The sequence below is a fragment of the Massilia suwonensis genome (assembly GCF_042655665.1).
GTDB lineage: Bacteria > Pseudomonadota > Gammaproteobacteria > Burkholderiales > Burkholderiaceae_D > Telluria > Telluria suwonensis.
The window spans coordinates 1,569,987-1,585,544 of the sequence record NZ_JBHSMR010000013.1 but is presented as its reverse complement, the minus strand read 5'-3'; the positions used below and the strand labels follow the sequence as shown (position 1 = coordinate 1,585,544).

The window sequence follows — 15,558 nt, the reverse complement described above, 5'->3', positions numbered from 1 at the left end:
ACAGCATTCAGTTCTTAGGAGCGCACCATGTGTGGCATCGTCGGCGTCGTCTCGCAAACTCCCGTCAACCAGTTGTTGTACGACGCATTGCTGCTGCTGCAGCACCGCGGCCAGGACGCAGCGGGCATTGCAACCAATCACAGCAGCATGTTCTCCATGTACAAGGCCAACGGTCTCGTGCGCGACGTGTTCCGTACCCGTAACATGCGTTCGCTGCAGGGCAATACCGGGATCGGCCACTGCCGCTACCCGACCGCCGGCTCCTCGAGCGAGGAAGAAGCGCAGCCCTTCTACGTGAACGCTCCCTTCGGCATCACGCTGGCGCACAACGGCAACCTGACCAACCAGGCCGAGCTCAAGGAAGCCCTGTTCCGCAACGACCGCCGCCACATCAACACCAATTCTGACTCCGAGGTGCTGCTCAACGTGCTGGCGCACGAGATCCAGGAAGCGGCCAACGGTTATTCGCTCGACGCCGAAGCCATCTTCAAGGCGGTCGGCGTGGTGCATCGCCGGGTGCGTGGCGCCTATGCCGTCGTGGCCCAGATCGCCGGCCACGGCATGCTCGCCTTCCGCGACCCCTACGGCATCCGTCCGCTGTGCATCGGCATGAACGAAGGCGAGAACGGCGTCGAGTACATGGTCGCCAGCGAATCGGTGGCCCTGGAAGGCATCGGTTTCCGCTTCCTGCGCGACGTCGCGCCGGGCGAAGCCGTGTTCATCGATAACGATGGCGTCCTGCACGAGCGCCAGTGCGCGGAAAATCCCTCGCTCAATCCCTGCGCCTTCGAATACGTCTACCTGGCGCGCCCGGACTCCGTGATCGACGGCGCCTCGGTCTACGCCACGCGCCTGAAAATGGGCGAATACCTGGCCGACAAGATCCGCAAGGAGATTCCGGTCGAGGAAATCGACGTCGTCATGCCGATCCCGGATTCCTCGCGTCCGGCCGCGATCCAGCTGGCGCTGAAGCTCGGCGTCGAATACCGCGAGGGGTTCATCAAGAACCGCTACATCGGCCGTACCTTCATCATGCCTGGCCAGGGCATGCGCAAGAAATCGGTGCGCCAGAAGCTCAACGCCATCGGCTCCGAGTTCAAGGGCAAGAACGTGCTGCTGGTGGACGATTCGATCGTGCGCGGCACCACCAGCCGCGAAATCGTGCAGATGGCGCGCGAAGCGGGCGCCCGTAAAGTCTTCTTCGCCTCGGCCGCGCCGCCGGTGCTGTTTCCGAACGTCTACGGCATCGACATGCCGACCCGCGACGAGCTGATCGCCTACGGCCGCACCGTCGAGGAAGTGTGCAAGGAAATCACCGCCGACCGCCTGGTCTACCAGGACATCGACGCGCTCAAGCGTTCGATCTCGGACGTGAACCCGGCGCTGACGAATTTCGAGGCATCCTGCTTCGACGGCGTGTACATCACCGGCGACGTGACCCCGGCCTACCTCGACAACCTGGAGACCGCGCGCCATAACGGCGGCAAGGGCGTGTCGCAGGACGACGTGGTGCGTACCCAGCTGAACCTCAATCCGCCGGTCGCCGCCGAGTAAGCCTGTCATGAGCGAGAAAAAGAACTACGGTTTCACGACCACCATCCTGCACAACGACCGCCGCAAGGCGATCGAGCAGGGTTCGCTGCACAAGCCGGTGCATACCTCGGTCGCCTTCGGCTACGACGACGCGCGCCAGCTGGCTTCCGTGTTCCAGGGCAAGGAGCCGGGCTTCCGCTACGGCCGCCAGGGCAACCCGACGGTGTCGGCGCTGGAAGACAAGATCACCAAGATGGAAGACGGCGTCGCCAGCCTGTGTTTCGGCACCGGCATGGCGGCGATCGGCGCGCTGTTCCAGGCGCTGCTGAAGGCGGGCGACCACATCGTCTCGTCGAGCTTCCTGTTCGGTAACACCAACAGCCTGTGGCAGACGGTGGCGGGGCAGGGCGTCGAGGTCGATTTCGTCGACGCGACCGACGCCGCCAACGTCGAAGCGGTGCTGCGCGAGAACACCCGCATGGTCTTCGTCGAGACGATCGCCAATCCGCGCACGCAAGTGGCGGACCTGGCCCGCATCGGCGAACTGTGCCGCGCGCGCGGCATCCTGTACGTGGTCGACAACACGATGACCACGCCGTATTTGTTCCGCCCGAAGGCAGTCGGTGCCGGCCTGGTCGTCAATTCCCTGACGAAATCGATCGCCGGCCACGGCATCGCTCTCGGCGGCGCGCTGACCGATACGGGATTGTTCGACTGGAGCGCCTACCCGAACATCGCCGCCAACTTCCGCAAGCAGCCGAGTGCAGCCCAGGGCATGGCCCAGCTGCGCGCGAAAGCCCTGCGCGACTTCGGCGCCGCCCTCGGTCCGGAAGCGGCGCACCACATCGCCGTCGGCGCCGAAACCCTGGCGCTGCGCATGGAGCGCACCTGCGCCAACGCGCTGGCGCTGGCGCAGATGCTCGAAAGCGACGAGCGCGTCTCCGCAGTCCACTACCCGGGCCTTGAATCCCATCCCCAACACGGCATCACCAGCCAACTGTTCCGCGCGGGCGGCTCGCTGCTGAGCTTCGAGCTGCGCGAAGATATCGATCCGTTCGACTATCTGAACCGCCTGAACCTGGCGATCCCGGCCAGCAACCTTGGCGACACGCGCACCCTGGTGATTCCGGTGGCGCACACGATCTTCTTCGAGATGGGCGCAGAGCGGCGCGCGAGCATGGGGATTGCCGAGTCGCTGATCCGGGTGTCGGTGGGGATCGAGGATACCGAGGATCTGCTGGACGACTTCCGCGGCGCGCTGGAGGCCTGAAGCAGAAACAGGCGCCCGGGATGGCGGCATGAGCTTGCATCCTGCCGCCGGCCTGGCAGTCGCGCGGCGATAGGATGTGAAAACACGACACTGCCCGCATGCAGAATGCATTGCGCTACAAACATTACCGTTTTATCATCGTTCAATAACAACCTGAAAGGACGATGTCATGCGCCGCCTCGTATTCTCCCTCCTTTTCGTCTGCCTCACTGCCAGCGCCGACGATCTCGCCGATGCCAACCGGCTGCTGGCCGCCAAGGATTATGCCAAGGCGCTACCGCTCTATACCAAGGCCGCGCAGGCCGGCAACCCGGAAGCGCAGTTCCGCCTGGCTGAAATGTACTGGTTCGGCGACGGCACGGCGCAAGACCTGGATGCCGCGCGCGACTGGATGGCAAAAGCGGCCGCTGCCGGCGTGCCCGATGCCAGGGAGTCGCTGGCCATCCTCGAGCGGCGCAAGACCCGCGGCAAGGAAATCAACTACTGGATGAGCGAATACCGCGGCGAAGAGCTGCGTTCCGGCAAGTACGCCTGCGCAGCGCCGGCGATCCCGGTCCTGTCCAAGACCAACGAGGAAATCCAGGCGGTCAGGGCTTCCGTCGCCACGTGGCAGGAGTGCTACAACGGCTTCGTCAGCAATTTCAATGCTGCGATGCCCCCAGGTAAAGTGATTCCACAGGACGTGCTCGACATGATGAGCCCGGCCGAATTCGAACGCGTGCAGGCCCATATCGAGCCGACCTACCGCAAGATCCTGGCCGACGCCCAAACCCAGGCCAATGCAACCCTGGCGCAACGCGACGCCTGGGAAAAGGCGACCCAGTCCTTCGTCAAGGAAGAGAACGTGCGCCGCAAACGCCAGATCGAACTGGAAACCACGCGCATCGTGCGCGACAACGAATTGCGCCTGCACGGCGGTACGGACGCGCGGGTAAGTACAGGTAAATAATCCGCAGGGAAGCGACTTCCCGGTTGAGCAGGGCCGCATCTCGCAGTATGATGGGCCTTGCTCAACCTGTTACTCCCATGAAAAAATTCCTGTTTTGTGCCGTCCTGTTCGCGAGCTTGCCCGTCAGCGCCGCGAACGATCTCGCCGCTGCCAACGCCTTGTTCGAGCAGAAAAAATATCCGGAAGCCCTCGCGCTGTACACCAGGCTGGCCAATGCCGGCAACGTCGACGCCCAGCAGCAATTGGGCCAGATGTACTGGTACGGCGAAGCGGGCGCCGTGGACGAGGCCAAGGCCGAGGCATGGTTCCGCAAGGCGGCCGCCAAAGGCAATGCGGTGGCCGCCAGCTCCCTGGTCGTCATGCAGCAGCGCGTGGAGCGGCGCGCCGACATCGATTATTGGGTAGGCAAATACGATGGAGCCGAGCTGAAAAGCGGAAAGTATTACTGTCCCGCGCCCCGGATCCCGGCCATCTCCAAGCAGCCCGACGAGATCGAGCGGGTGTCGGCGGCCATCTCCAACTGGCAAGCCTGCTACAACGGTTTCGTCGAAAACATGAACGCCTCCTCGCCCCTCGTCAAGCGCATTCCCGCCGATGTCGTGAAGCTCATGAACGCGTCAGAGACCGAACGCGCCAAGACCTATCTGGCGACGGTGCAGGAAAACCTGGTGGAAGAGGCCAAGGTAAGTGCCAAGCTGGTCCTCGCCGACGTTGCCGCCTGGCGCAGCGCGACCGAAGCCTACGTCAAGGAACACAAGGCGATCATCGACGCTGGTCCTTCGGCCGAGCGCCAACGCGAGATCGATGCGCGCAGGAGCAATTACAGCCAGACCGGGAAATAAACCGGGACGTAAAAAAGCCGCGTAAGCGGCTTTTTTTATGATCCGATGCAGCGATCCGGTGTGCAGGTCGAATGCGCCGGTCAGTGCCAGCTGCGCATCAAGCCAACCGCCAGGCCTTCGAGCGCGAACTCGTCGCCCGGTTCCACGCGGATGACCTTGAAGTCCGGGTTTTCCGGCAGCAGCTCGATCGTGTCGCCGGTCTTGCGGTAGCGCTTGACGGTGACGTCTTCGCCGAGACGGGCGACGACGATCTGGCCATTCTTGGCGCTGTCGATCTTTTTGACGGCGAGGAAGTCGCCATCCATGATGCCGGCGTCGCGCATCGACCAGCCGCGTACTTTCAGCAGGAAATCGGGGCGGGCGCCGAACATGGCCGGGTCGACGTTGTAGGTGGCCTCGACGTGTTCCTGGGCCAGAATCGGCGAGCCGGCGGCGACGCGGCCGACCAGCGGCAGCGACATCAGGAGGGCGGCCGGCACGTGCGGCACCGGTTCCGGCGTGGAGGCGCCGATCAGGCGGATGCCGCGCGAAGTGCCCGAAACGATCTCGATGGCGCCTTTGCGGGCCAGAGCCTGCAGGTGTTCCTCGGCGGCGTTGGCCGACTTGAAGCCCAACTCTTTGGCGATTTCGGCGCGGGTCGGCGGGAAGCCGGTATTGTCGATCGCTTCCTTGATCAGGTTCAGGATCTGTTCTTGCCTTGCAGTGAGCTTGAGCATGGATCTACCACGGGTTAATGATTCAGACTGTATTTTTGTACAGTATTCGTGGATTTGCAAGTGATACTTTCAAGTGCAGGCAATTTAAGCTGTTCATCGCGAGCATACGTCGGGTCAAGCCAACGTATGCTCTTCGATTACCTACATATTACCTATGTATCAGCCCCAGGGATCGAGGTCCCAGCCGCCCCAGCGGCATTGGTTTTCGTTCGTCCTGACGAAATAGTCCGTTTCTTCACCAGATCGATACCACCGGCCGGAACAGGTGAATTCAGCGTGGCCCACCTCGACCGAGTATGTTGCATCGCTATAGTAAATATTCGTGTAGCCGTACGGCGGCGCTGCATAGGCGGCAGCGGCGACGAAGGCCAGCGCTGCACCGATCAGGGAAGCTTTTTTCAGTTTCATGTCATTCTTTCTTAAAATGATGAAGTTAGGTCTGAAACGCACATTTGATCCCAGTCGCAAAGTTGCGACAAGGAAAGTTGGCATAGTTAAAATGTTAAATCAACAAACTTGCAAATTTTATCCATGCAGGGTTATACGCTTAGCTCTGGCGTACAGAAGTACCTGGCCCCTGCTGCCTGCCCCTAGGGTGATTGTGCTGCGCTCGAAGTCGCGTTATAATTGCCGGCTTTCCCTTCCCACACTCGTCTTGACGCCGAGGTGGGCATTTGTTTAAACGTCCTCAAGGAGTGTTGCATGCGTCATTATGAAATCGTTTTTATCGTCCACCCGGACCAAAGCGAGCAAGTCCCGGCGATGATCGAGCGTTACAAGACCACGGTGACGAGCCGCGGCGGTAACATCCATCGCGTGGAAGACTGGGGCCGTCGCCAGATGGCTTACCAGATCCAGAAGCTGCCGAAGGCACACTACATCTGCATGAACATCGAGTGCGACAACGAGACCCTGGTCGAGCTGGAAACCGCATTCAAGTTCAATGATGCCGTGCTGCGTCACCTGACCGTGAAGATGAAGAAAGCTGAAACCGCTCCATCGCCAATGATGAAGTCGGTCCAGCGCGAAGACGCAGCCAAGAGCCACCGCGCAGAAGCCCCGGCTGCTGCCCCGGCCGCCGCTGCCTGAATTCTTCTGCCAGGAATCGTGAACTCCTAGTGAACCAGCTTCAAGTCGTCGCGACGATTGCTGAACGCGACGTACTGCGCTACACCCCCGCCGGCGTGCCGGTCGTCTCGGCAATCCTGATGCACAATTCGCAGCAGGTCGAGGCAGGAGTGGAGAGACAGGTCCAGTTTGAAATCGCCGCGTTCGCCGCGGGAGAAATTTCGGGCCGTTTCGCAGCAGCAGAGCTGGGCGCCGCGCACCAGTTCACGGGATTTCTGGCCAGGAAGAATCGCAACAGCAAAGCCCTGGTGTTTCACATCATTGATTTCAGTGCTGCCGCTTAATTACCTAGCGGCCCACCTTTTAGATATACAGGAGCCTCAAAATGGCATTCGGTAAAAAGTTCGACAAAAACAAGGCTAAAGAAAAACTCAAGCGCAAACAGCAGAACCCGCTGTTCAAGCGTAAGAAGTTCTGCCGCTTCACCGCTGCAAACGTGGAACAGGTCGATTACAAAGACGTCGACACCCTGAAGGACTTCGTCCAGGAAAACGGCAAGATCATGCCGGCACGTCTGACCGGCACCAAGGCGCACTACCAGCGCCAGGTCGACACCGCGATCAAGCGCGCACGCTACCTCGCGCTGCTGCCGTACACCGACCTGCACAACGCCTAATCGCGGCTGTCAGTTCAGAACATCCTGGAGAAAAATATGCAAGTTATCCTTTTGGAAAAAGTTGTTAACGTCGGCAACCTGGGCGACGTGGTCAAGGTCAAGGACGGTTACGCACGTAACTTCCTGATCCCGCAAAAGATGGCCCGCCGTGCAACCCAGGCCGCTGTGGCCGAGTTCGAAGTCAAGCGCGCCGAGCTGGAAAAAGCTGCTGCTGAAAAGCTGGCTGCTTCGCAAGCCCAGGGCGACAAGCTGAGCGGCATGACCATCACCATCGCACAGAAAGCCGGCGTCGACGGCCGTCTGTTCGGTTCGGTCACCAACTTCGACATCGCCGAAGCCCTGAGCAAGCAAGGTTTCGCAGTCGAAAAGGCGCAAGTGCGTCTGCCGACCGGCCCGCTGAAGACCACCGGCGAGCACCCTGTTGCCGTCGCGCTGCACACCGACGTCGTCGTGGAAATCACGATCGCTGTCGTCGGCGAAGCTGCCTAAGTAAGTCCGCAGTTTACAGTCAGTAAGCTGTTGTTTTAAAGAAAAAGCCGGGTTATCCCGGCTTTTTTTATTTCCGGAAACTCGCCAATTATTTCAGCCGTGTGACCGGAAAGGTTATAATGCCCGCCATGAATACCCCCGCAGATCCGCAAATCGAATCGCTGCGCATTCCCCCGCATTCCATCGAAGCAGAACAGTCCGTCATCGGCGGCCTCCTGCGCGACAATGCGGCCTGGGACCGTATTGCCGACTTCATGCACGCGGACGATTTTTATCGCTACGACCACCGTATCATCTTCGAACAGATGGTGCGCCTGATTAACAGTGGCAAGCCGGCCGACGTGATTACGGTCTACGAGGCCATGGTCTCGCTCGGCAAGGCCGACGACGTGGGCGGCCTGCAATACCTGAACGCGATGGCCCAGAACACGCCGTCCGCCGCCAACATCCGCCGCTACGCTGAGATCGTGCGCGACCGCGGCGTGCTGCGCAAACTCATCACCGTCGCCGACGAAATTTCCGGCAACGCGTTCAATCCGCAAGGCAAGGAAGTCAAGCAGATGCTTGACGAAGCCGAATCCAAGATCTTCGCCATCGCCGAGCAGGGCGCGCGCGGCGCCCAGGGCTGGACCGCCGTGCAGCCGCTGCTGACCCAGGTCGTCGAGCGCATCGACGAACTGTATTCTCGCGAAAACCAGGGCGAGATCACCGGCGTGCCGACCGGCTTCATCGACCTCGACAAGATGACCTCGGGCCTGCAGCCGGGCGACCTGGTCATCGTCGCCGGCCGTCCGTCGATGGGCAAGACCGCGTTCTCGGTGAACATCGGCGAGAACGTCGCCATCGAAGCGGGCCTGCCGGTCGCCGTGTTCTCGATGGAGATGGGCGGCGCCCAGCTGGCCATGCGTATGCTCGGTTCGGTTGGCCAGCTCGACCAGCACCGCCTGCGTACCGGCCGCCTCAACGACGAGGACTGGCCGCGCCTGACGCACGCGATCCAGAAGATGAACGATGCCCAGCTCTACATCGACGAGACGCCGGCGCTGAACCCGATCGAGATGCGCGCACGCGCGCGCCGCCTGGCGCGCCAATGTGGCAAGCTCGGCCTGATCATCGTCGACTACCTGCAGCTGATGCAGGGCAGCCAGCCGGGCGACAACCGCGCTTCCGAGATTTCCGAGATCTCGCGTTCGCTAAAGGGCCTGGCGAAAGAGTTGCATTGCCCCGTCATCGCACTGTCGCAGCTGAACCGCTCCCTGGAACAGCGCCCGAACAAGCGTCCCGTGATGTCCGACTTGCGCGAATCGGGCGCAATCGAGCAGGATGCGGACGTGATCATCTTCCTGTATCGCGACGAGGTCTACAACGCCGACTCGCCCGATAAAGGTACCGCCGAGATCATCATCGGCAAGCAGCGTAACGGTCCGATCGGCGCGATCCGCCTGACCTGGATCGGCCAGTACACCAAGTTTGGCAACTACAGCGGTAACCTCGCCGTCTACCAGGGCGATTAAGCCGATATTGTGACGCTGCTTCGCTTGCTACGCAGCGCACCCTTGCAGTCCCAAGTTTTTACACGGAGAACCATTAATGTTTGGACGCCTGATGCCCACCGAGGGCAAGTTTTTTGATTTGTTTAACCAGCACGCTGCGCTGTGCGTGAAGGGTGCGCACGAGATGGTCGGCCTGATGACCAACTTCGACGACCTGGAAAACCGCACGCACGCCGTCGAGAGCATCGAAAAGCAGGCGGACAAAGTCACCTACGCCACCGTCGACCTGCTGCACAAGACTTTCATCACCCCGATCGACCGCGACGACATCCACAAGCTGATCACGCGCATGGATGACATCCTCGACATGATGGAAGACGCGGCCCAGACCATCTCCCTGTACGACCTGCACGCCGTCACGCCGGAAGCGAAGCGCCTGGCCGAACTGTGCCTGGCCTGCTGCGAGAAGGTGCAATCGGCCGTCGGCCTGCTGCACGACATGGGCAACGCCCAGAAGATCGTCGCCATCTGCGAAGAAATCGACCGCCTGGAATCGGACGCCGACCACGTGATGCGCGCCGCGATGTCGAAACTGTTCCGCGACGAGCCGGACGTGCGCAACCTGATCAAGATGAAGGCGATCTACGAGATCCTCGAGACCGTCACCGACCGCTGCGAAGACGTGGCGAACATCATCGAAGGCATCATCGTCGAGAACGCGTAAGCTTCCACAACAAGAATAATTATGGAACATTTAACTATCAGCATTTACGTGCTGGGTTTGCTGGTGCTGCTCGCGCTGGTGTTCGACTTCATGAACGGCTTCCACGATTCGGCGAACGCGATCGCGACCGTCGTCTCGACCGGGGTGCTGAAACCGCAATCGGCCGTCGCCATGGCCGCCTTCTTCAACTTCATCGCCATTTTCGTGGTCAGCATGAAGGTGGCGCAGACGATCGGCAAGGGCACGATCGACCCGCACGTGGTCGACCATTACGTGATCTTCGGGGCCCTGGTCGGGGCCATCGTCTGGAACATCATCACCTGGTACTACGGCATCCCGTCCTCGTCCTCGCACGCGCTGATTGGCGGCCTGGTCGGCGCGGCAGTGGCCAAGTCGGGCACCGGCGCGCTGGTCGCGGCAGGCCTGTGGAAGACCGTCATCTTCATCGTGGTCGCTCCGATGCTCGGCTTCGTGCTCGGCTCGATCATCATGCTGCTGGTGTCCTGGATCTTCGTGAAATCGACACCGCGCAAAGTCGACGTCTGGTTCCGCCGCCTGCAGCTGGTGTCGGCAGCCGGCTACTCGCTGGGCCACGGCGGCAACGACGCGCAAAAGACCATGGGCATCATCTGGATGTTGCTGATCGCCGCTGGCCACGTCAGCCCGACGGACGCGCACCCGCCGGCCTGGGTCATCATCTCCTGCTATGCGGCGATCAGCTTCGGCACGCTGTTCGGCGGCTGGCGCATCGTCAAAACCATGGGCCAGAAGATCACCAAGCTGAAACCGGTGGGCGGCTTCTGCGCCGAAACCGGCGGCGCCATGACCCTGCTGATGGCGAGCTTCTGGGGCATCCCGGTCTCGACCACCCACACCATCACCGGCGCCATCGTCGGCGTGGGCGCCTCGCAAAAAGCCTCGGCTGTGCGCTGGGGCGTGGCGGGCAACATCGTGTGGGCATGGATCTTCACCATCCCGGCGTCGGCCTTCATGGCGGCGATTGCCTGGTGGATCGGCCGCCACATCATGTAAGCTGCTTGTTGCACCTAAAAAAAGCCCGGCACTGCCGGGCTTTTTTTATTGCGCAATGCGGCGCGCATACGTCAGCGGCGGCGGGGCGCCGTGTCATACTCTGATCCACGCTGTCCCTGAAGCTGGAGTTCGGATGGACCTGCACATCGACAAGGCGATGCCGGCCGCAAGCTGGACCCGGGCGCTCGGCCGCCTGCGGCCTTTCCTGGCCTTCCTGCGCCAGCGGCTGCCCCTGCTGCTGGTGTGGCCGGCGCTCGCGCTGGCCGCGATTATCGTGCTGTGGAGCTACGTCCTGCTCGACCTGAAGCACGAACAGCGCGACCGGCAGGCCGAGCTGGAGCAGCAGGTCGACGCCTATGCGCGCAGCCTGGTCATCCGTACCCGCCGCTCGATCGGCGACACCGACCGCATCCTGCTGCTCCTGCGCCACGACTGGGCCGTGTCGGGCCGGCGCCTGCAGCTGGAAGGCACGATGGAGGCCGGGGTCTTTTCCCAGCAATACATCTCCGCCGTGGCGATCGTCGACCGCAATGGCATCGTCCTCACCAGCACGCGTCCGGGCGCCGCCGGCAGGTATCTGGGCGACAAGCTCTACTTCACCGAGCAGCAACGCGCGGCCGGCGACAAGCTGTACCTGAGCGGACCGCTGGACGGCCAGCTGTCGAACCGGGAAGTCATCGCTTTCTCGCGCCGCCTGCCGTCGAACGACGGGCAATTCGACGGCATCGTGCTGGTCTCGGTGCTGCCGTCGTTTTTCACGCAGCACTATGCCGAACCCATCCTGGCCGAGCACGGCTTCGTCGGCCTGGCGCGCCACGACGGCACCCTCATGGCCACGCGCCGCGGCGGCACCGTCCATACCTATAAAACGCCTTTCCTGCTGGCGCCGGTGCCGGGGGAGAGCCCGGCGGGCGTGGCCCGGCTCGACGGCGCGCGCTGGTTCGCCGACGGGCGCGCGCGCGTGGCCGGCTGGCGGCCTTTTCCCGACCTCGACCTGGTCGGCATCGTCGGCGTCGACGAATACGCGGCCATGGCGCCGTTCCGTGCCCACCGCGACGCGGCCCTGGCCAGCGCCTGGTGGAACACGGCCTGGCTGATGCTCGCGGCCATGCTGGCCAGCAGTTTCTATGTGCATGCGAAGTGGAAGCAGCACCAGATCGAGACGATCCGCTCGACCTACCGCCTGGCAACCGAGGAGGCGGGAGAAGGCTTCTTCATCAACCGCCCCCTGTACGATTTGCACGGCGTCGTGCACGATTTCGAAATCGTCGACTGCAACCAGTTCGGCGCCGACATGTTCGGCAAGCATCCGATGCAGCTGATCGGACACCGCCTGTCCGAGTTCTATCGCGGCGCGCTGTTCCGCACGGCCTGCGAGCGGCTGTGCGAGGCGCTCGAGACCGGGGTGTACGACCGCGAGCTGCCGGTGCCGGCGGCGCCGGACCAGCTTTTGAAGGCCCGCTGGATCCACTACAAGGCGGTCCGCGCCGGCGGCGACCTCGCCGTGACAATCCGCGACATCAGCGAAAACAAGGCGCACATGACCGAGCTCGAGCGCCGCAGCAATTCCGACGAGCTGACCGGCTTGCCCAACCGTTACTGGGTCCAGCACTACCTGCCGCAGGCGATCGAGGGCGCGCGCCGCAGCGGCCGCCGGCTGGCCGTGCTCTTCATCGACCTCGACGGTTTCAAGACCGTCAACGACGCGCTCGGCCATGCGGCGGGCGACGAACTGCTGCGCACGGTCGGCAAGCGCCTCAAGATCGCGGTGCGCCCGCGCGACCACGTGGTGCGCCTGGGCGGCGACGAATTCGTGGTCGTGCTGGAACAGATCGACGACGTTGCGGACGTCGACCATGTGGCTGAACGCCTGCTGGCTTCCTTCCGCGACGGTTTCCACCTGCACCAGGCGAGCCACGTACTGGGCGCCTCGATCGGGATCAGCCTGTTTCCCGAGCATGGCGAAGATGCGGAGACCTTGCTCAAGCATGCCGACATCGCGATGTACTCCGTCAAAACGGAAGGCAAGGGCAGCTTCCGCTTTTTCGAAGCGCGCCTGTTCGAGGAAATCCGCAGCCGCCTCGAGACCGAGGTGGAATTGCGGCGCGCCCTCGACGAGCGTCAGTTCGTCGTGCATTACCAGCCACGCGTGGACCTAGCCGCCGGCGCCACGTCGAGCATGGAGGCCCTGGTGCGCTGGCAACGCCCGGGCCAGGGCTTGACCGGGCCCGACCGCTTTATCCAGCTGGCCGAGGACACCGGCCTGATCGTGCCCCTGGGCGAGCAGGTGCTCGACAGCGTGTGCCGCCAACTGGCCGAATGGACGCGCGAGGGCGCGGCGCTGGTGCCGGTCTCGGTCAACGTCTCGCCGCGCCAGTTCGTCCAGTCCGATATCCTGGCCGTCTTTCGGGGCGCGGTCGAACGCTATGGCATCGACCCGCGCCTGCTGGAAATCGAGGTGACCGAATCCTCGATGATGCAGGACGGGCTTGGGGAAGCGGCCGTGTTTCGCCAGTTGCGCGCATTGGGGATCAAGCTGTGCATCGACGACTTCGGCACCGGCTATTCTTCGCTGTCCCAGCTCCAGAAGCTGCGTTTCGACGTGCTCAAGATCGACCGCGCTTTCGTGCTGCGCATCGATCATCCGGAAGGCGGCACCCTGATCGCCTCGATGATCGCGATGGCGCACGCCCTCGGCATGCGCGTCGTGGCCGAGGGTGTCGAGAACCAGCGGCAGATGCAGCTGCTCAGGACGCTGGGCTGCGACGAAGGCCAGGGCTATTATTTTTCGCGCCCGCTGGCGCCGGCCGAACTGGAGCGGGTGACGGCGCGGTGAGGCGAAAAAAAACCTGCGGGCCTTGCGGCGCGCAGGTTTTCAGGAAAGCGGGAACGCTTACAACACGTCGCTCGCGTGATCCGCCAGGCGCGAACGCTCGCCGCGCGCCAGCGTCACGTGGCCGCTGTGCGACCAGCCCTTGAAGCGGTCGACCACATAGGTCAGGCCGCTCGAGCCCTCGGTGAGATACGGGGTGTCGATCTGCGCGATATTGCCCAGGCATAGGATCTTCGTGCCGGGACCGGCGCGCGTGACCAGGGTCTTCATCTGCTTCGGCGTCAGGTTCTGCGCCTCGTCGATGATCAGGAACTTGTTCACAAAGGTGCGGCCGCGCATGAAGTTGAGCGACTTGATCTTGATGCGCGAACGGATCAGGTCCTGGGTCGCGGCGCGGCCCCAGTCGCCGGCGTCGGAATCGGACTTGTTCAGCACTTCCAGGTTGTCGTCGAACGCGCCCATCCACGGCGACATCTTTTCTTCCTCGGTACCCGGCAGGAAGCCGATGTCTTCGCCCACGGGCACCGTCACGCGGGTGACGATGATCTCGTTGTAGAGCTTGGTTTCCAGCACCTGCGCCAGACCCGCCGCCAGGGCCAGCAGGGTTTTACCGGTACCGGCCTGGCCGAGCAGGGTGACGAAGTCGCACTCCGGATTCATCAGGAGATTCAGCGCGAAATTCTGCTCGCGGTTGCGTGCGGTGATGCCCCAGACGCTGTTCTTGCTGTGGCTGAAGTCGCGCAGCACTTGCAGTACCGCGGTCTTGCCGTTGATCTCCTTGACCTGGGCATAGAAGGGCGTTTCGCCGGCGCCGGTCGGTTCGAGGTAAACGAACTGGTTAGTCAGCAGGCTCGGAATGAAGGGGCCGTTGACGCGGTAGAAGGTGCTTGACGCACCGTTCTTGTTCTCCTGCCAGGATTCGACGTTCTTGCTGTGCTTGTCCCAGAAATCGTCCGGCAGCTGAACGATGCCCGAGTACAGCAGGTCGGTGTCTTCCAGCACGTGGTCGTTGAAGTAATCCTCGGCCGGCAAGCCCAGCGCGCGCGCCTTGATGCGCATGTTGATGTCTTTCGACACCAGCACGATGGCGCGGTCCGGCTGCTCGGCGGCAAGGGCTTTCACGACGCCCAGGATCTGGTTGTCGGCTTTCCCGACCGGCAAGCCTTCCGGCAGCAGGGGACCGTTCTGCAGCCTGGTCTGGAAGAACAGGCGGCCCTTCGCATCCTTGTTGCCGAGCTTGGCCAGCTCGATGCCGGCCTCGATGGCGTCGTCGTCGATGTTGGCGATCAGGGCGTCCAGGGTGCGCGAGACCTGGCGGGCATTGCGCGCGACTTCCGACATGCCTTTCTTGTGGTCGTCGAGTTCCTCGAGCGTCATCATCGGCAGGTAGACGTCGTGTTCCTCGAAACGGAACAGGCAGGTCGGGTCGTGCATCAGCACGTTGGTGTCGAGCACGAAGACCTTGGTACGGCCGGACTTGTCGGCGCGGCGGCTGGTCGAGGACTTGACGTTGACTTCGACCGGCTTGTGCTTGGCCGGATGCGGCTCGGCGATGTCGGTTTCCTTGAGCTTGGCGACAGTGCCGGTCTCGGCACGCGCCGGCCAGGTCTGCGTTTCGCCTTTCGGCGCGGGCACCGCGGCCAGGGGCGCGGCCTTGCCCTTGCGGGCGCGGGTGGACTTGGCGGCGGGGACTGCCTTGCCGCTGATCAGGTCTTCGACGGGATCGGCTTCGACCGGCGCTGCGGCGACCGCGCGCACGGTGGATTTGCCGGGTTCGGCTTTCGGGTATTCGTTCACCGGCAGCAGGGTGGCCGGCTTGGTAGGCATTTTTGGTAGTGGCATCAGGTTCTCATTCTAAAAAAGTGAAGGACGCCTTGCGCCGGCGTGTCTGGGACAGGCCGGCGGGCGGAGTAGATGCAACTTGGAAGTACAG

The 15,558-nt window shown here is 62.7% G+C and carries 15 protein-coding genes; 12 read left to right on the top strand and 3 right to left on the bottom strand.

What is annotated here, in order from left to right; all coding sequences use genetic code 11:
• The first annotated feature begins 27 nt into the window (after positions 1–27).
• The 4 genes from purF (at position 28) to ACFPQ5_RS15160 (ending at position 4,594) form a co-directional block, all read left to right on the top strand.
• Positions 28–1,554 carry an amidophosphoribosyltransferase gene (gene purF, locus ACFPQ5_RS15175; protein WP_379757192.1) on the top strand — a complete coding sequence of 509 codons (1,527 nt, stop codon included), beginning with the start codon at positions 28–30 and terminating at the stop codon, positions 1,552–1,554.
• Between the two features lie 7 nt (positions 1,555–1,561).
• On the top strand, positions 1,562–2,803 hold the full coding sequence (locus tag ACFPQ5_RS15170) for a cystathionine gamma-synthase family protein (protein WP_379757189.1): 1,242 nt from the start codon (positions 1,562–1,564) through the stop codon (positions 2,801–2,803).
• A 169-nt stretch (positions 2,804–2,972) separates the two neighbouring features.
• Positions 2,973–3,752: a tetratricopeptide repeat protein gene (locus tag ACFPQ5_RS15165; protein ID WP_379757186.1), complete on the top strand. Its 780-nt coding sequence runs from the start codon at positions 2,973–2,975 to the stop codon at positions 3,750–3,752.
• Positions 3,753–3,829: 77 nt separating this feature from the next.
• Positions 3,830–4,594 (top strand): SEL1-like repeat protein, encoded by a 765-nt coding sequence (locus ACFPQ5_RS15160; RefSeq protein ID WP_379757183.1) that lies wholly within the window; start codon positions 3,830–3,832, stop codon positions 4,592–4,594.
• Between the two features lie 80 nt (positions 4,595–4,674).
• On the opposite strand, the gene lexA is transcribed toward ACFPQ5_RS15160, so the two are convergent.
• Together lexA and ACFPQ5_RS15150 are read right to left on the bottom strand one after the other, a co-directional pair.
• Entirely contained in the window at positions 4,675–5,310 is a 636-nt protein-coding gene (lexA, locus tag ACFPQ5_RS15155) for a transcriptional repressor LexA (RefSeq protein WP_379757180.1), read from the bottom strand.
• A gap of 159 nt (positions 5,311–5,469) precedes the next feature.
• Entirely contained in the window at positions 5,470–5,718 is a 249-nt protein-coding gene (locus ACFPQ5_RS15150) for a DUF6289 family protein (RefSeq protein WP_379757177.1), read from the bottom strand.
• A 294-nt stretch (positions 5,719–6,012) separates the two neighbouring features.
• On the opposite strand from ACFPQ5_RS15150, the gene rpsF reads away from it, so the two are divergent.
• The 8 genes from rpsF to ACFPQ5_RS15110 all read left to right on the top strand — a co-directional run bounded on the left by rpsF (position 6,013) and on the right by ACFPQ5_RS15110 (position 13,628).
• The gene (gene rpsF, locus ACFPQ5_RS15145; protein WP_136219823.1) at positions 6,013–6,399 is read left to right on the top strand and encodes a 30S ribosomal protein S6; all 387 of its coding nucleotides are present in this window, start codon (positions 6,013–6,015) and stop codon (positions 6,397–6,399) included.
• A 29-nt stretch (positions 6,400–6,428) separates the two neighbouring features.
• Positions 6,429–6,722, top strand: a complete 294-nt coding sequence (priB, locus tag ACFPQ5_RS15140) for a primosomal replication protein N (protein WP_379757174.1) — start codon at positions 6,429–6,431, stop codon at positions 6,720–6,722.
• A 41-nt stretch (positions 6,723–6,763) separates the two neighbouring features.
• Positions 6,764–7,054, top strand: a complete 291-nt coding sequence (gene rpsR / locus ACFPQ5_RS15135) for a 30S ribosomal protein S18 (RefSeq protein ID WP_056332995.1) — start codon at positions 6,764–6,766, stop codon at positions 7,052–7,054.
• A gap of 36 nt (positions 7,055–7,090) precedes the next feature.
• Entirely contained in the window at positions 7,091–7,543 is a 453-nt protein-coding gene (gene rplI / locus ACFPQ5_RS15130) for a 50S ribosomal protein L9 (protein WP_136219825.1), read from the top strand.
• A gap of 128 nt (positions 7,544–7,671) precedes the next feature.
• Positions 7,672–9,057 (top strand): replicative DNA helicase, encoded by a 1,386-nt coding sequence (locus ACFPQ5_RS15125; protein WP_379757171.1) that lies wholly within the window; start codon positions 7,672–7,674, stop codon positions 9,055–9,057.
• A gap of 76 nt (positions 9,058–9,133) precedes the next feature.
• Positions 9,134–9,760, top strand: coding sequence for a DUF47 domain-containing protein (locus tag ACFPQ5_RS15120; protein WP_136219827.1), 627 nt, complete (start codon positions 9,134–9,136; stop codon positions 9,758–9,760).
• A 21-nt stretch (positions 9,761–9,781) separates the two neighbouring features.
• Positions 9,782–10,792, top strand: coding sequence for an inorganic phosphate transporter (locus ACFPQ5_RS15115; RefSeq protein WP_136219828.1), 1,011 nt, complete (start codon positions 9,782–9,784; stop codon positions 10,790–10,792).
• A gap of 133 nt (positions 10,793–10,925) precedes the next feature.
• Positions 10,926–13,628 carry a bifunctional diguanylate cyclase/phosphodiesterase gene (locus tag ACFPQ5_RS15110; protein ID WP_379757167.1) on the top strand — a complete coding sequence of 901 codons (2,703 nt, stop codon included), beginning with the start codon at positions 10,926–10,928 and terminating at the stop codon, positions 13,626–13,628.
• Positions 13,629–13,685: 57 nt separating this feature from the next.
• Here the strand turns inward: ACFPQ5_RS15110 and ACFPQ5_RS15105 are convergent, their stop codons facing one another.
• The gene (locus tag ACFPQ5_RS15105; RefSeq protein WP_379757164.1) at positions 13,686–15,467 is read right to left on the bottom strand and encodes a PhoH family protein; all 1,782 of its coding nucleotides are present in this window, start codon (positions 15,465–15,467) and stop codon (positions 13,686–13,688) included.
• Between the last annotated feature and the right edge of the window lie 91 nt (positions 15,468–15,558).

Excerpts from the sequence above, each read along its gene's own strand:
- purF (WP_379757192.1), top strand. The coding sequence starts at position 28 with ATGTGTGGCATCGTCGGCGTCGTCTCGCAAACTCCCGTCAACCAGTTG.
- ACFPQ5_RS15170 (WP_379757189.1), top strand. The coding sequence starts at position 1,562 with ATGAGCGAGAAAAAGAACTACGGTTTCACGACCACCATCCTGCACAAC.
- ACFPQ5_RS15165 (WP_379757186.1), top strand. The coding sequence starts at position 2,973 with ATGCGCCGCCTCGTATTCTCCCTCCTTTTCGTCTGCCTCACTGCCAGC.
- ACFPQ5_RS15160 (WP_379757183.1), top strand. The coding sequence starts at position 3,830 with ATGAAAAAATTCCTGTTTTGTGCCGTCCTGTTCGCGAGCTTGCCCGTC.
- lexA (WP_379757180.1), bottom strand. The coding sequence starts at position 5,310 with ATGCTCAAGCTCACTGCAAGGCAAGAACAGATCCTGAACCTGATCAAG.
- ACFPQ5_RS15150 (WP_379757177.1), bottom strand. The coding sequence starts at position 5,718 with ATGAAACTGAAAAAAGCTTCCCTGATCGGTGCAGCGCTGGCCTTCGTC.
- rpsF (WP_136219823.1), top strand. The coding sequence starts at position 6,013 with ATGCGTCATTATGAAATCGTTTTTATCGTCCACCCGGACCAAAGCGAG.
- rpsR (WP_056332995.1), top strand. The coding sequence starts at position 6,764 with ATGGCATTCGGTAAAAAGTTCGACAAAAACAAGGCTAAAGAAAAACTC.
- rplI (WP_136219825.1), top strand. The coding sequence starts at position 7,091 with ATGCAAGTTATCCTTTTGGAAAAAGTTGTTAACGTCGGCAACCTGGGC.
- ACFPQ5_RS15125 (WP_379757171.1), top strand. The coding sequence starts at position 7,672 with ATGAATACCCCCGCAGATCCGCAAATCGAATCGCTGCGCATTCCCCCG.
- ACFPQ5_RS15120 (WP_136219827.1), top strand. The coding sequence starts at position 9,134 with ATGTTTGGACGCCTGATGCCCACCGAGGGCAAGTTTTTTGATTTGTTT.
- ACFPQ5_RS15115 (WP_136219828.1), top strand. The coding sequence starts at position 9,782 with ATGGAACATTTAACTATCAGCATTTACGTGCTGGGTTTGCTGGTGCTG.
- ACFPQ5_RS15110 (WP_379757167.1), top strand. The coding sequence starts at position 10,926 with ATGGACCTGCACATCGACAAGGCGATGCCGGCCGCAAGCTGGACCCGG.
- ACFPQ5_RS15105 (WP_379757164.1), bottom strand. The coding sequence starts at position 15,467 with ATGCCACTACCAAAAATGCCTACCAAGCCGGCCACCCTGCTGCCGGTG.